We start from the raw sequence: 11993 nt of genomic DNA on the forward strand, positions 1-11993 counted from the left end.
TCAAAATGAAACGACATGCAATTTACTTCGCCCTGGCGCTGGCTGGCGCCACATTATTTACGGCGCACGCCGCACCGCTGCCGACGATGCCTGATGCCGCTATTCCTGTCAGCCAATATATTACTCAGGTGAATACGGATAACAGCGTGACTTTCCGGTTATTTGCCCCCGATGCCAGGCGCGTTTCCGTCGTCACGGGGTCGACGCCGGATACCTTTGTCTCTCATGACATGACCAAAGACACCCAGGGCGTATGGACGTGGAAAAGCGATCGCCTGGCCGCCAATCTTTATGAGTACTACTTCGATGTGGACGGTTTTCGTTCCGTCGATACCGGCAGTCGCTACCAGAAACCGCAACGCCAGGTGAATACCAGCCTGATCCTGGTGCCCGGCAGCATTCTTGACGATCGGGCGGTCCCGCACGGCGATCTGCGTACCGTCACCTACCATTCGACGGCGCTTAAGTCAGAGCGTCGCGTCTACGTCTGGACGCCACCGGGCTATAACGGCAGCGGCGAGCCTTTGCCGGTGCTCTATTTCTACCACGGTTTTGGCGATAGCGGTCTGTCGGCCATCGACCAGGGACGCATCCCGCAAATGATGGATAATCTGCTGGCGGAGGGCAAAATCAAGCCGATGCTGGTGGTGGTGCCGGATACCGAAACCGATATTCCTCAAGCGATCGCGGAAAACTTCCCGCCGCAGGAGCGGCGTAAAAACTTCTATCCACTCAATGCGAAAGCCGCAGACAACGAACTGATGCACGACATCATTCCGCTGATCGATTCCCGATTTAACGTGCGTAAAGATGCCGACGGCCGGGCGCTGGCGGGGCTGTCGCAGGGCGGTTACCAGGCGCTGGTGTCCGGGATGAACCATCTTGAGAGCTTCGGGTGGCTTGCCACCTTAAGCGGGGTTACGACAACCACGGTTCCCGACGCTGGCGTGGAGGCGCAGTTGAATAACCCTGACGCCATCAATAAGCAACTGCGTAACTTTACGCTGGTGGTTGGCGAAAAAGACGCCGTCACTGGCAAAGATATTGCCGGCCTGAAAAGCGAACTGGAAAAGCAGAAGGTCAAATTTGATTACCACTCTTATCCTGGCCTGAATCATGAAATGGACGTCTGGCGTCCGGCCTATGCCGAGTTTGTGCAAAAGCTCTTTAAATAACCGTCAGGGGGCATGGCGCCCCCTGTCTCAACCAGTAAAGGAAGATGAGATGAAATTGATTGTGACGGAAGATTATGAAGAGATGAGCCTGGTCGCCTGCCATCATCTTTTAGGCTATATCACGATGCCGCGACGAATGAATCTGGCGGTGACGGCGGGGAGTACGCCGAAGCGTATGTATGAGCATTTGGTGGCCGCCATCAAAGGGAAATCATTCTATGATCGGGTGCACTATTACAACTTTGATGAGATTCCTTTTCGCGGCCAGCAGCGTGAAGGGGTGACGATTTCCAACCTGCGCCAGCTGTTTTTTACTCCAGCGCAAATCAAAGAAGAGAACATCCATAAATTGACGCTGGAGAACGCGGCTCAACACGATCGCCGCCTCGAAGAGGCCGGCGGTCTTGACCTGGTCGTGCTGGGGCTGGGCGCCGACGGCCATTTTTGCGGCAACCTGCCGAACACCACGCGCTTTCATGATGAGACGGTCGAAGTGCCGATTCAGGGGGATCTGATTGGCATTGTCGCGAACGGTGAGATGGGGGGCGATTTCAACGTGGTGCCGGATAGCTATGTCACCATGGGGCCGAAAAGCGTGATGGCGGCAAAAAACCTGCTGCTGATTGTCAGCGGCGCGGCGAAAGCGCAAGCGCTAAAGCAGGTGGTGGAAGGCCCGGTCAGCGAACAGGTGCCGGCATCGGTGCTCAAATTGCACCCTTCGTTGGTGATTATTGCGGATAAAGCAGCAGCGGCGGAATTGCAGCACTAAAAAGCCGCTGGCCAGCGGGGCTACCGTTGTGATCAACCGTAGCCCGGCCGAGCGTAGCGACGCCGGGTCTTAACGAGTAATATCCCAGCCACGCGCTCTCCACAATGCCGGCAGCTCAGCTAAATCGGTGAAGGTCGTTACCTTTGGATGATCGATCGGTTGGTTGTGCGGGTCGGCGCAGAAGTAAAAGACTTCCATACCCGCGGCGATCCCCGATTGGGCTCCCGCGCTGGAATCATCGACCAGAATACAGTTTTCGACTTGTACCTGCATGGCCTCTGCCGCATGGAACATCAGCGCCGGGTCGGGTTTCCAGCGCTGAATGTCGTAACCGCTGTACAGCCGGTCGGGGAAGTGGTGCAGCATCTGTGTTCTACCGAGCGAATGCTGCATTTTACTGACCGGGCCATTCGACACCACGCACATCGGGATCTTCACCGCGTCCAGCAGCGCAGCGGCGCCGGGGATGACCTCCAGCTCGCTATCGAACAGACGGGCGACTTCGGCGCGATACACCGGCTCCAGAGTCTCTTTCTGCAGGTTAACGCCATATTCAGCGTTGATGGTGTCGATAATCTCGTACAGCTTAACGCCCTTGAAGCGCTTAAAAATTTCGGCTAAATCCAGCGTAATACCGAATTCCTGAAACATGTGAACATAGGCGCGTGAGCAAATCACCTCGCTGTCGACCAGCGTGCCGTCACAATCGAAAAATACTGCTTGTGGTTGGGTCATACTCTTTCCAGTTTAACAAGTTTAACGTTTTCGTAATGCTCAATGCCGCGACGCAATCGTTGCCGTATAAGCAAAATAAATGAAAAAAATTACCATACAACCGCGCCTGGTGCCGTAATTTGGTATAGGATAGCCTCGAATTTTCCCTCCTTTTACGTTCGGAAACCGATAATGAGTCAACAACAAACCAGCCAGTCTTCTGGCCAGGGTCTGCTGGAGCGCGTATTTAAACTGCGCGAGCACGGCACCACGGTGCGCACTGAAGCGATCGCCGGTTTCACCACGTTCCTGACGATGGTCTACATCGTCTTCGTGAACCCACAAATTCTTGGCGTGGCGGGTATGGATACCAGCGCTGTCTTTGTGACCACCTGTCTGATCGCGGCCTTCGGCAGCATCCTGATGGGGCTGTTCGCGAATCTGCCGGTGGCGCTGGCGCCAGCGATGGGTCTGAATGCCTTCTTTGCCTTCGTGGTGGTTCAGGCGATGGGCCTGCCGTGGCAGGTGGGGATGGGCGCGATTTTCTGGGGCGCCGTTGGCCTGCTGCTGCTGACCCTCTTCCGCGTACGCTACTGGATGATTGCCAATATCCCGGTGAGCCTGCGCGTGGGCATTACCAGCGGTATCGGGTTGTTTATCGGCATGATGGGCCTGAAGAACGCTGGCGTTATCGTGGCGAACCAGGACACGCTGGTCAGCATCGGTAACCTGACCTCCCACAGCGTGCTGCTGGGCGTGCTCGGATTCTTTATTATCGCTATCCTGGCATCGCGTAATATTCATGCCGCCGTGCTGGTCTCCATCGTGGTCACCACCCTGTTGGGCTGGATGCTCGGCGATGTGCACTATACCGGCATCGTCTCCGCGCCGCCGAGCGTAACCTCGGTTGTGGGTCAGGTCGATCTGGCCGGTTCGTTGAACCTTGGCCTGGCGGGCGTGATCTTCTCGTTCATGCTGGTTAACCTGTTCGACTCCTCCGGCACCCTGATTGGCGTCACCGATAAAGCCGGGCTGGCGGATGCGCAGGGTAAATTCCCGCGCATGAAGCAGGCGCTGTTCGTTGATAGCGTGTCGTCCGTCGCCGGCTCCTTTATTGGCACCTCTTCGGTTACGGCTTATATCGAATCCTCCTCCGGCGTTTCGGTTGGCGGGCGTACCGGCCTGACCGCCGTTGTCGTGGGTATCCTGTTCCTGCTGGTCATCTTCCTGTCGCCGCTGGCGGGGATGGTTCCGGCCTACGCCGCCGCCGGGGCGCTGATTTACGTTGGCGTGCTGATGACCTCAAGTCTGGCGCGCGTGAAGTGGGATGACCTGACGGAAGCGGTACCGGCGTTTATCACCGCGGTGATGATGCCGTTCAGCTTCTCGATCACCGAAGGTATCGCCCTGGGCTTTATTTCCTACTGCGTGATGAAGATTGGCACTGGCCGTCTGCGTGAACTCAGCCCGTGCGTGATTATCGTTTCGCTGCTGTTCGTGCTGAAAATTGTCTTTATCGATGCGCATTGATCCGCACGCATGATGAAATGGCCCGGCATCGCTGCCGGGCTTTTTTATGCTTTAACCCGCTGAATATAATCGCCAAAGGCGGTCAGCTGGCCGCGCAGATGGTCCAGCGTGCTCTGATCGACCACTTCACCCGCCTGCGGATCGACTTTATTCTGAATCACGCCGCCCATAAACTCCGGCTTGTTCATGACCATCGCATCGAGGAAGACCAGAATCTGGCGCAGATGATACTGGCAGCGGGCCCCGCCGATAGCGCCCATTGAGCTGGTCTGGATCAGCACCGGCTTACCGGCCAGCGGCTGTTCCGGTAGACGTGAGAGCCAGTCGATGGCGTTCTTCAGGCCGCCGGGTACCGAGTAGTTATATTCCGGGGTAACGATCACCACGCCGTCCGCTTCGCGGATTTGTTTCGCGATCTCCTGCACGCTCTGCGGGAACCCCTCTTCCTGTTGGATATCGGCATCGTACAGCGGGATATCGCCGATCGACGGCAGCGCGGAGATTTCCATGCCCGCAGGCGCAATGCCTGGCAGCGTACGCGCAACCATGGCATTAAAAGAACCTTTGCGCAGACTTCCGAGTAACGTAACAACTTTCAACGTATCAGACATGAGTGCTCCTTTGCATCATGATGGCCGGCTAAACCGGTCAGTTGAGGGAGAATACTTTTTCTACCGGTAAGCTGGTAAAGCGCATCAGGCGCGCGTCAGTCTCTTTGGCGCGCGTTTGCGCATCAGGCAGGCAGCGCCAGCCCTCTTTACTATCGAATTCCCAGACCTTCAGCGGCCCGATATTCGGGGTGACGGCAATTGACCACACCAGCAGCGTTTCGGCATCACAGATGGCTTCAATCGATTGGGTGCCAGCGGTACGCAGGCGACCAGACCCCGGCAGCAGTTGTACTCGTACCGGGGCTTCACCGGTGAGCTTCAGCACGCTGCGGCGCAGCGCGACCAGTTGGGCGCGGGCTTCATCCGGATCGTGCTGGATGTTAATCCATAAATTCTCATTGCTATTGAAGACATAGCGATCGGCGGCATGTAGCGGATGGACGCCACGCGAGGCGTGCTGCAGTTCCATATCGAGACCGCAGTCACCTTCCGTCGTTAGCGCTACGCCGACGATATTCCCGGCATAAGAGATGGAAAAGCGGGGAAGGTGGGGATCGCGAAATACGGGCCGTCCATTGGGTTCGCTGATGATTTCCGGCAGCTCGCCGATACCATAAAGCATGAAAAGCAGTTCAGCGAGCAGCGAACGCGAGGCGCGATAGCGGCTCTGTCGGTATTCGGGTAGGTTACGTGCGGATTGATGACATGCCGCCGACAAACGCGTCGATAGCGGCTCCCTGGTGTTGAGTATCCCTCTTGCAAAATGCGTTGCCATTCGTCGCTCCGTGATTAATGGTCAGAGATAAAAATTGTGAATGATATTATCGCTCACAATGAGCAGGTTTTAATGCGGAAATTCTTCCTTGAGAAGGGATAATGTCTGACTTTTACAATTTCTTGCGCAACAACGTGAGGATGATGGGCAAATTCCCTACAGCGTATTGGAATAGAGCTGTTTGAGGGTCTCTCTGAGCCATACGATCTTTGGATTATAGCTATTACGCTTATGCCACAGCAGGGTGAACGGCACGCGCATTTTTTCCAATAGCTGCGGCTCCAGCGGTAGCGGACGCGATACCAGCGGCAGATGGTGTTGCTGATTATAGTGCTGACAATAGCGCGGCGCGGTGGCTATCATGGTGTGATTCGGCTGCGCCGCCATAAACAATGACTGTTCAAAGCCGGGTAGGGTCAGCGCGACGGTGCGCTTGTAGCCCAGATCATGTAACACATCATCCAGCGCCCAGGTATCGCTCTGTTCCCAGCAGATGTTGATGTGCGGATAGCGCAGGAAAGCCGCCAGGTTCCACTCTTCATTAAGCGCCGGATGATCGGCGCGCAGCCACACCTGCGGCAGGTCGCTAAACAGGATATCAAAATCGATATACCACGGCAGCAGGCTCAGCTGTTCGCGCGAACGGGGATGGGTTTCCCGGCCGCAAAAACCGATATCGACCTCGCCGCGAATGATCGCATCCAGCGAGTCGTAATCCCAGTTGCGTAAGCGGATCAGCGCCTGTGGATAACGTTGATAAATTTGCTGGGAGAGGGTGTTGAACAGGATCATCAGCAGCGGCGATTCTGCCGCCAGCTCAAACTTCAGGCCGCTTGGCATGGTGTGGTGCGGTTTATCGAGGATCTGATTGCCCATCTGCATCCAGTCGGCGAGATCCTGCTCCATGCTGCTCATTAACGGCGTTGGCGCCAGCCCTAGTGGGGTTTTAACAAATAGCGGATCGTCAAACCAGGCGCGTAGCTTGGCCAATGATTTACTCACCGCCGACGGCGAAACGTTCATCCGTTTCGCCGTGCGGGTGACGCTGCGCTCCTGGGTCAGAAGCTGCAGGCACAGCAGGAGATTAAGATCGAGACTCGACAGGGATTTCTTCATTATCTTGCGTCGCGCGCGCCGGCGAGACGACCAGTATCAGAACAATACTGACTATGCTACAGGCAATGAGTATCCCGATCAGCATATTCATGGCGCTCAGCCCGATGATAGCCGCCAGCCAAATCCACAGCGAAGAACCACAGACCTGAGCGATACCGAGAGCGGAACTGGCGACGCCCGCGCGCAGCGTGAAAGGCCCTAGCGCCTGGCTCATCGCGACGCCAAAGCCGACCGAGAAACCCGCGCAGATCATGCCTAATCCCAGCATGGTGAGGGGCTGGCTGACGGCGAGGCTCAATACCACGCCAGCGACAAGGAACAACGTCTGCGAGGTCAGCATCAGGGTGCGTGGTTTAAACAGCGTCAGGGCGAACGGCGTGGAGAACGACACAGCCATGCTGACCATCGCCATCAGCGCCATCGCCATTGAATAAGTTCCGCGGTCGAAACCCATCTCTTCCATCATCAGCACCGGAGAGACGTTCACGTAGGTCAGAATTGCGGTGACGCTAAGAGTCGTAATGACTATGCGGCTAAGGAAAAACCGGTTTAGCAGCGATTCAGCAGTGGCATTATGCTGTGCGCCTGCCTGCGGATGCGTTGTCGGGCGCGTCTCGCGCAGCATAACCACCGACAATAACCCTACCATCACCCCCATGCCTGTCATGGTGTAGAACAGGCTCTGCCACGGATATTTCAACATGATCAGATGGCCAAGTACCGGCGCGAGAACGGGAATGATGCAGGTAATGCCATTAAGCAGCGACAGTACCTTGGCGCGGCGGCGCTCGTCCAGCGTATCGCGCAGAACGGCAAAAGCGACGACGTAGCAGCTTCCCGCGCCGATCCCCTGGATAAAGCGGCCGATCAGGAAATGCGTGCTGTTATGCGCCTGCGAGCACAGTAGCGAGGCCAGTATGAAGGTGATGGCGCCAAAAATCGCGACCGGTTTACGCCCGGATTTATCCGCCGCGCGCCCGGCAAAAAGCATCGCGGTAGCCATACCGGCTAAATAGACCGAAAAGGCGATATGCAGCTGCGCCTCGCTGGCGCCAAGATCCTGGGCGATGCGCGGTAGGCCGACCAGATACATATCAATGCCGGATGGATAGAGCAGTACCAAAGCGAAACTGCAGATAAGAAAGCGTGCCATAGGACCCTCGCAATAAGAATGGCGTACAGCATAGTGGCTAGCGCCAGGGAGTACGAGTTGCCATTTGGACAACACTCTTTTCCTGAAAGGAAAAACAGGTGATTGCTTCACAGAGTTGATGTGATTAGGGACATTAAATAAAAAACCCGCCATAACAGAACGTTATGGCGGGTTAGTAGATGCTTACCTGTAATGCTTACTTACCGATACAGAAACTGGAGAAGATGCGGCCCAGCAGGTCGTCAGAGGTAAATTCGCCGGTGATTTCGCTTAATGCCTGTTGCGACAGACGCAGCTCTTCCGCCAACAGTTCCCCGGCCCAGGCGCCCAGCAGTTGGGCTTTGCCCTGCTGCAGATGGTTCGCTGCCGTTTCCAGCGCCTGCAGGTGGCGACGACGGGCGAGGAAGCCGCCTTCCATGTTGGTATCGAAGCCCATGCTCTGTTTAAGGTGGTTGCGCAGCACCTCGACCCCTTCACCAGTACGCGCCGACAGGCGGATTAGTGAGTGGCCATTTACTTCGCTGAGCCCCAGCGCTTCGCCGGTGACGTCGGCTTTATTACGCACCACGGTAATCGGCAGTTTAGCGGGCAGGCGCTCGATAAAGTCCGGCCAGATCTCCGCCGGGTCAACGGCGCTGGTGGTTGTGCCGTCGACCATAAACAGCACCCGATCCGCCTGTTCAATTTCCTGCCAGGCGCGTTCAATACCGATGCGCTCCACTTCATCGCTGGCGTCACGCAGGCCTGCGGTATCGATGATATGCAGCGGCATACCGTCGATATGAATATGCTCGCGCAGCACGTCGCGGGTGGTGCCGGCGATATCGGTGACGATCGCCGCTTCACGGCCGGCCAGGGCGTTTAGCAGGCTGGATTTACCGGCGTTAGGCCGTCCAGCGATCACCACTTTCATCCCTTCACGCAACAGGCTGCCCTGACGGGCTTCGGCGCGGACGGCATCGAGATCGGCGATCACGTCGTTCAGTTGGGCTTCAATTTTACCGTCGGAGAGGAAATCAATTTCTTCATCCGGGAAATCAATCGCCGCTTCCACGTAGATGCGCAGGTGAGTGAGCGCTTCCACAAGATGGTTCACACGCGCGGAGAAGGCCCCTTGCAAGGAGTTCAACGCCGAACGGGCCGCCTGCTCTGAGCTGGCGTCGATAAGATCGGCGATGGCCTCTGCCTGCGCCAGGTCGAGCTTGTCGTTGAGGAACGCGCGCTCGGAAAACTCGCCAGGATTGGCGATGCGAACGCCGGGCAACGTCAGAATACGTTTGAGCAGCAGATCCAGAATGACCGGGCCGCCGTGGCCCTGCAGTTCGAGGACATCTTCGCCGGTAAAGGAATTGGGGCCCGGGAACCACAGCGCAATCCCCTGATCCAGCGGCGTACCGTCGGCGTCTTTGAACGGCAGATAGTCGGCATAGCGCGGCTTCGGCAGCTTGCCGAGTACCGCCTGCGCGACGTCTCGCGCCTTAAGGCCGGAGATACGCAGGATGCCCACACCTCCGCGTCCCGGAGGGGTTGCCTGGGCGACGATAGTGTCGTTATGGCTCATGATATGTCTCTTCAAATCGCAATAAAAAAAGGCGGTCATTCGACCGCCTTTTGATTGTAGGCCTGATAAGCGTTAGCGCCATCAGGCAACCCGGCGCGCATTGCCGGATGGCGGCTTCGCCTTATCCGGCCTACACCGAATCAGGATTTTTTCTTCTCGCGGCTATGCAGGCCACGCTTCTCCAGACCACGGTAAATCAGCTGCTGCTGAATAATGGTTACCAGGTTGCTGACGATGTAGTACACCACCAGACCAGACGGGAACCACAGGAAGAACACCGTGAAGATGACCGGCATAAAGGTCATGATCTTCTGCTGCATCGGGTCGGTCACGGTGGTCGGCGACATCTTCTGGATGAAGAACATGGTCGCGCCCATGATGATCGGCAGGATGTAGTACGGGTCTTGCGCGGACAGGTCGTGGATCCACAGGATAAACGGCGCATGACGCAGTTCAACCGAGGCGCTCAGCATGTAGTACAGCGCAAGGAAGATAGGCATCTGAATAATCAGCGGGAAGCAGCCACCCAGCGGGTTAACTTTTTCTGCTTTATACAGCGCCATCATTTCCTGGCTTTGACGTTGTTTATCGTCGCCCAGACGCTCGCGCATTGCCTGAATCTTCGGCTGCAGCATACGCATCTTCGCCATGGAGGTGTACTGCGCTTTAGTCAGCGGGTACATGATGCCACGAACGATAAAGGTGATGACGATAATCGAGAAGCCCCAGTTGCCGAGGAAGCCGTGGATGAATTTCAGCAGCTTAAACAGCGGTTGGGAGATGAACCACAGCCAGCCGTAGTCGACGGTCAGATCCAGGTGCGGCGCGACGGCAGCCATTTTATCCTGCAGAGCCGGGCCGACCCACAGCACGCTTTCCAGCTTGTCGGTTTGACCAGGCTGCACCAGTACCGGCTGTGATTTATAGCCGATAGCGACAACGCCATTACCGAGGTTAGCGGTATAGAAGTTGTTGGTGCCGTTGTTATGCGGAACCCACGCGGTGGTGAAGTACTGCTGCAACATCGCCACCCAACCATCTTTGGTGCTGACGTTCAGGTTTTCGTTGTCGACGATAGTATCGAATTTATATTTTTCGTATTTCGAATCAGCAGTGGAGTACGCCGCGCCACGGAAGGTGTGCATGGTAGACAGACCGCCGGTTTGCGTATCGCGGCTTGATGGCAGCGCTGCCGTTTGCTTCAGCTGACCGAAGGAGGAGATCTCCAGCGGTTTTTCGCCGACGTTTTTCACGTTATAGCCAACGTTCACCGCATAATCACCGCGTTTCAGGGTGAAAGTTTTGGTGAAGACGTTGCCCGCTTTGTCGGTGTAGGTCAGCGGAATAACGATTTCGTTCTGGCCGTCAGCCAGTACATACGCATCTTTATCAGCGTTATACAGCGGACGCGGGCCGTTAGCCGGGTTATCCGGGCCGTCACGACCGGTTAAGCCGCTCTGTGCCTGATAGATAAACTGTGGCGTGGTTTCCAGTAACTGGAACGGTTCAGTAGATTTCAGCGCTTTCGGGTAAGCCGGAAGCAGCGCTTGCTCAACATCACCACCGCTGGTGTTGATGGTCAGATCAAGCACATCAGTTTTAACCGTAATCAGTTTCCCCTGGCCACTGGCCGGTACGCCCTGGTCTGCGGCGCTACCCGCTGCTGTGGTCGTAGTCTGCGTGGTCTGCTGCTGGGTTTGCGGATTTTTGTCCTGCTCCCAGGCTTGCCAGATCATGAAAGACACGAACAACAAAGCGATGATAAGAAGATTGCGTTGCGAATCCATCGTTAGTGTTCTCTGGTATCAAATGGTCCAGGCGGGACGGGGTCGTCACCACCAGGGTGTAAAGGGTGGCATTTTAATACGCGTTTCACCGTCAACCAACTGCCTTTTATCACTCCAAACCTGCGCAATGCCTCAATTCCGTATTGAGAACAGGTTGGCGTGAAACGACAGTGCGGCCCGAGTAGCGGACTAATCAGGCGCTGATAGACCCTGATAAGGCCTATCAGGACCCGCGAGCCAGGCGACAATGGCGGCGCCATAATTTTTCCAACGCTTCCGAGAGAGCACGGTTATCGAGGTCGGCAACCCCTTTCTTTGCCACCACCACGAAATCCATTGGCGGGAGTTCATGTTGACGTAAACGGAAGCTTTCACGCGTCAGACGTTTAATCCGATTGCGTTCATGCGCGCGCTTAACGTTTTTCTTGGCGACGGTAAGACCGATGCGGGGATGCCCCAGCGAATTCAGGCGGCCGAGGATGGTGATTTGCGGCGTGCCAGCCCGTTGTGGCTGCTGGAAGACGAAAGTGAAATGACTGGGAGTTAACAAACGTAACTCCCTGGGAAATGCTAGCTTAACCACGCAGGGTTAGCTTTATTACTTGGAAACGGTCAGACGAGCGCGGCCTTTAGCACGACGACGTGCCAGAACCTGACGACCATTTTTATTAGCCATACGAGCACGGAAGCCGTGAGAACGGTTGCGCTTCAGTACAGACGGTTGAAAAGTGCGTTTCATGGCGATTTCTACCTAAACTTGAATAAATTCACTGACTTTTGCGTAGACCCGAACGAACTTCGA

13 protein-coding genes are annotated in these 11993 nt (G+C 56.1%); 3 read left to right on the plus strand and 10 right to left on the minus strand.

The annotated features are described in order from the left end of the window. Positions 1–5: 5 nt before the first annotated feature. Positions 6–1175 (plus strand): alpha/beta hydrolase-fold protein, encoded by a 1170-nt coding sequence (locus tag AC22LX_RS16465; RefSeq protein ID WP_063447580.1) that lies wholly within the window; start codon positions 6–8, stop codon positions 1173–1175. Positions 1176–1224: 49 nt separating this feature from the next. Next, entirely contained in the window at positions 1225–1944 is a 720-nt protein-coding gene (locus AC22LX_RS16470) for a glucosamine-6-phosphate deaminase (protein ID WP_045395991.1), read from the plus strand. 69 nt (positions 1945–2013) lie between these two features. Here the strand turns inward: AC22LX_RS16470 and yieH are convergent, their stop codons facing one another. Next, positions 2014–2679 carry a 6-phosphogluconate phosphatase gene (gene yieH, locus AC22LX_RS16475; RefSeq protein WP_032713001.1) on the minus strand — a complete coding sequence of 222 codons (666 nt, stop codon included), beginning with the start codon at positions 2677–2679 and terminating at the stop codon, positions 2014–2016. Between the two features lie 171 nt (positions 2680–2850). Here yieH and AC22LX_RS16480 point away from each other — a divergent pair, with 171 nt between their 5' ends. Then, positions 2851–4188, plus strand: coding sequence for an NCS2 family permease (locus tag AC22LX_RS16480; RefSeq protein WP_072206473.1), 1338 nt, complete (start codon positions 2851–2853; stop codon positions 4186–4188). 44 nt (positions 4189–4232) lie between these two features. Here the strand turns inward: AC22LX_RS16480 and AC22LX_RS16485 are convergent, their stop codons facing one another. The 9 genes from AC22LX_RS16485 to rpmH all read right to left on the minus strand — a co-directional run bounded on the left by AC22LX_RS16485 (position 4233) and on the right by rpmH (position 11930). Next, positions 4233–4799 (minus strand): NADPH-dependent FMN reductase, encoded by a 567-nt coding sequence (locus AC22LX_RS16485; protein WP_045378124.1) that lies wholly within the window; start codon positions 4797–4799, stop codon positions 4233–4235. A gap of 37 nt (positions 4800–4836) precedes the next feature. Then, complete coding sequence (locus AC22LX_RS16490; protein WP_161798780.1) at positions 4837–5421, minus strand: 4'-phosphopantetheinyl transferase family protein; 585 nt, start codon at positions 5419–5421, stop codon at positions 4837–4839. A gap of 309 nt (positions 5422–5730) precedes the next feature. Further along, positions 5731–6690 carry an HTH-type transcriptional regulator YidZ gene (gene yidZ / locus AC22LX_RS16495; RefSeq protein WP_063414963.1) on the minus strand — a complete coding sequence of 320 codons (960 nt, stop codon included), beginning with the start codon at positions 6688–6690 and terminating at the stop codon, positions 5731–5733. Beyond that, entirely contained in the window at positions 6659–7843 is a 1185-nt protein-coding gene (locus AC22LX_RS16500; protein ID WP_063447578.1) for an MFS transporter, read from the minus strand. Before AC22LX_RS16500 ends, yidZ begins: the two co-directional genes overlap by 32 nt. 196 nt (positions 7844–8039) lie before the next feature. Next, on the minus strand, positions 8040–9404 hold the full coding sequence (gene mnmE / locus AC22LX_RS16505; RefSeq protein WP_042894095.1) for a tRNA uridine-5-carboxymethylaminomethyl(34) synthesis GTPase MnmE: 1365 nt from the start codon (positions 9402–9404) through the stop codon (positions 8040–8042). Between the two features lie 140 nt (positions 9405–9544). Further along, positions 9545–11191 carry a membrane protein insertase YidC gene (yidC, locus tag AC22LX_RS16510; RefSeq protein ID WP_015369027.1) on the minus strand — a complete coding sequence of 549 codons (1647 nt, stop codon included), beginning with the start codon at positions 11189–11191 and terminating at the stop codon, positions 9545–9547. A 2-nt stretch (positions 11192–11193) separates the two neighbouring features. Then, a complete protein-coding gene (gene yidD, locus AC22LX_RS16515) occupies positions 11194–11451 on the minus strand; it encodes a membrane protein insertion efficiency factor YidD (protein WP_015703903.1) in 258 nt (85 codons plus the stop codon). Next, on the minus strand, positions 11415–11774 hold the full coding sequence (gene rnpA, locus AC22LX_RS16520; RefSeq protein ID WP_015703902.1) for a ribonuclease P protein component: 360 nt from the start codon (positions 11772–11774) through the stop codon (positions 11415–11417). The genes yidD and rnpA overlap by 37 nt, the downstream gene beginning before the upstream one ends. Positions 11775–11789: 15 nt before the next feature. Then, complete coding sequence (gene rpmH / locus AC22LX_RS16525) at positions 11790–11930, minus strand: 50S ribosomal protein L34 (protein ID WP_015369029.1); 141 nt, start codon at positions 11928–11930, stop codon at positions 11790–11792. Between the last annotated feature and the right edge of the window lie 63 nt (positions 11931–11993).

It is taken from the genome of Klebsiella sp. PK01, from assembly GCF_057624675.1.

Bases quoted from the DNA above. Each gene is read 5' to 3' on its own strand.
- AC22LX_RS16465 (WP_063447580.1), top strand. From the start codon at position 6: ATGAAACGACATGCAATTTACTTCGCCCTGGCGCTGGCTGGCGCCACA.
- AC22LX_RS16470 (WP_045395991.1), top strand. From the start codon at position 1,225: ATGAAATTGATTGTGACGGAAGATTATGAAGAGATGAGCCTGGTCGCC.
- yieH (WP_032713001.1), bottom strand. From the start codon at position 2,679: ATGACCCAACCACAAGCAGTATTTTTCGATTGTGACGGCACGCTGGTC.
- AC22LX_RS16480 (WP_072206473.1), top strand. From the start codon at position 2,851: ATGAGTCAACAACAAACCAGCCAGTCTTCTGGCCAGGGTCTGCTGGAG.
- AC22LX_RS16485 (WP_045378124.1), bottom strand. From the start codon at position 4,799: ATGTCTGATACGTTGAAAGTTGTTACGTTACTCGGAAGTCTGCGCAAA.
- AC22LX_RS16490 (WP_161798780.1), bottom strand. From the start codon at position 5,421: ATGCTTTATGGTATCGGCGAGCTGCCGGAAATCATCAGCGAACCCAAT.
- yidZ (WP_063414963.1), bottom strand. From the start codon at position 6,690: ATGAAGAAATCCCTGTCGAGTCTCGATCTTAATCTCCTGCTGTGCCTG.
- AC22LX_RS16500 (WP_063447578.1), bottom strand. From the start codon at position 7,843: ATGGCACGCTTTCTTATCTGCAGTTTCGCTTTGGTACTGCTCTATCCA.
- mnmE (WP_042894095.1), bottom strand. From the start codon at position 9,404: ATGAGCCATAACGACACTATCGTCGCCCAGGCAACCCCTCCGGGACGC.
- yidC (WP_015369027.1), bottom strand. From the start codon at position 11,191: ATGGATTCGCAACGCAATCTTCTTATCATCGCTTTGTTGTTCGTGTCT.
- yidD (WP_015703903.1), bottom strand. From the start codon at position 11,451: ATGGCGCCGCCATTGTCGCCTGGCTCGCGGGTCCTGATAGGCCTTATC.
- rpmH (WP_015369029.1), bottom strand. From the start codon at position 11,930: ATGAAACGCACTTTTCAACCGTCTGTACTGAAGCGCAACCGTTCTCAC.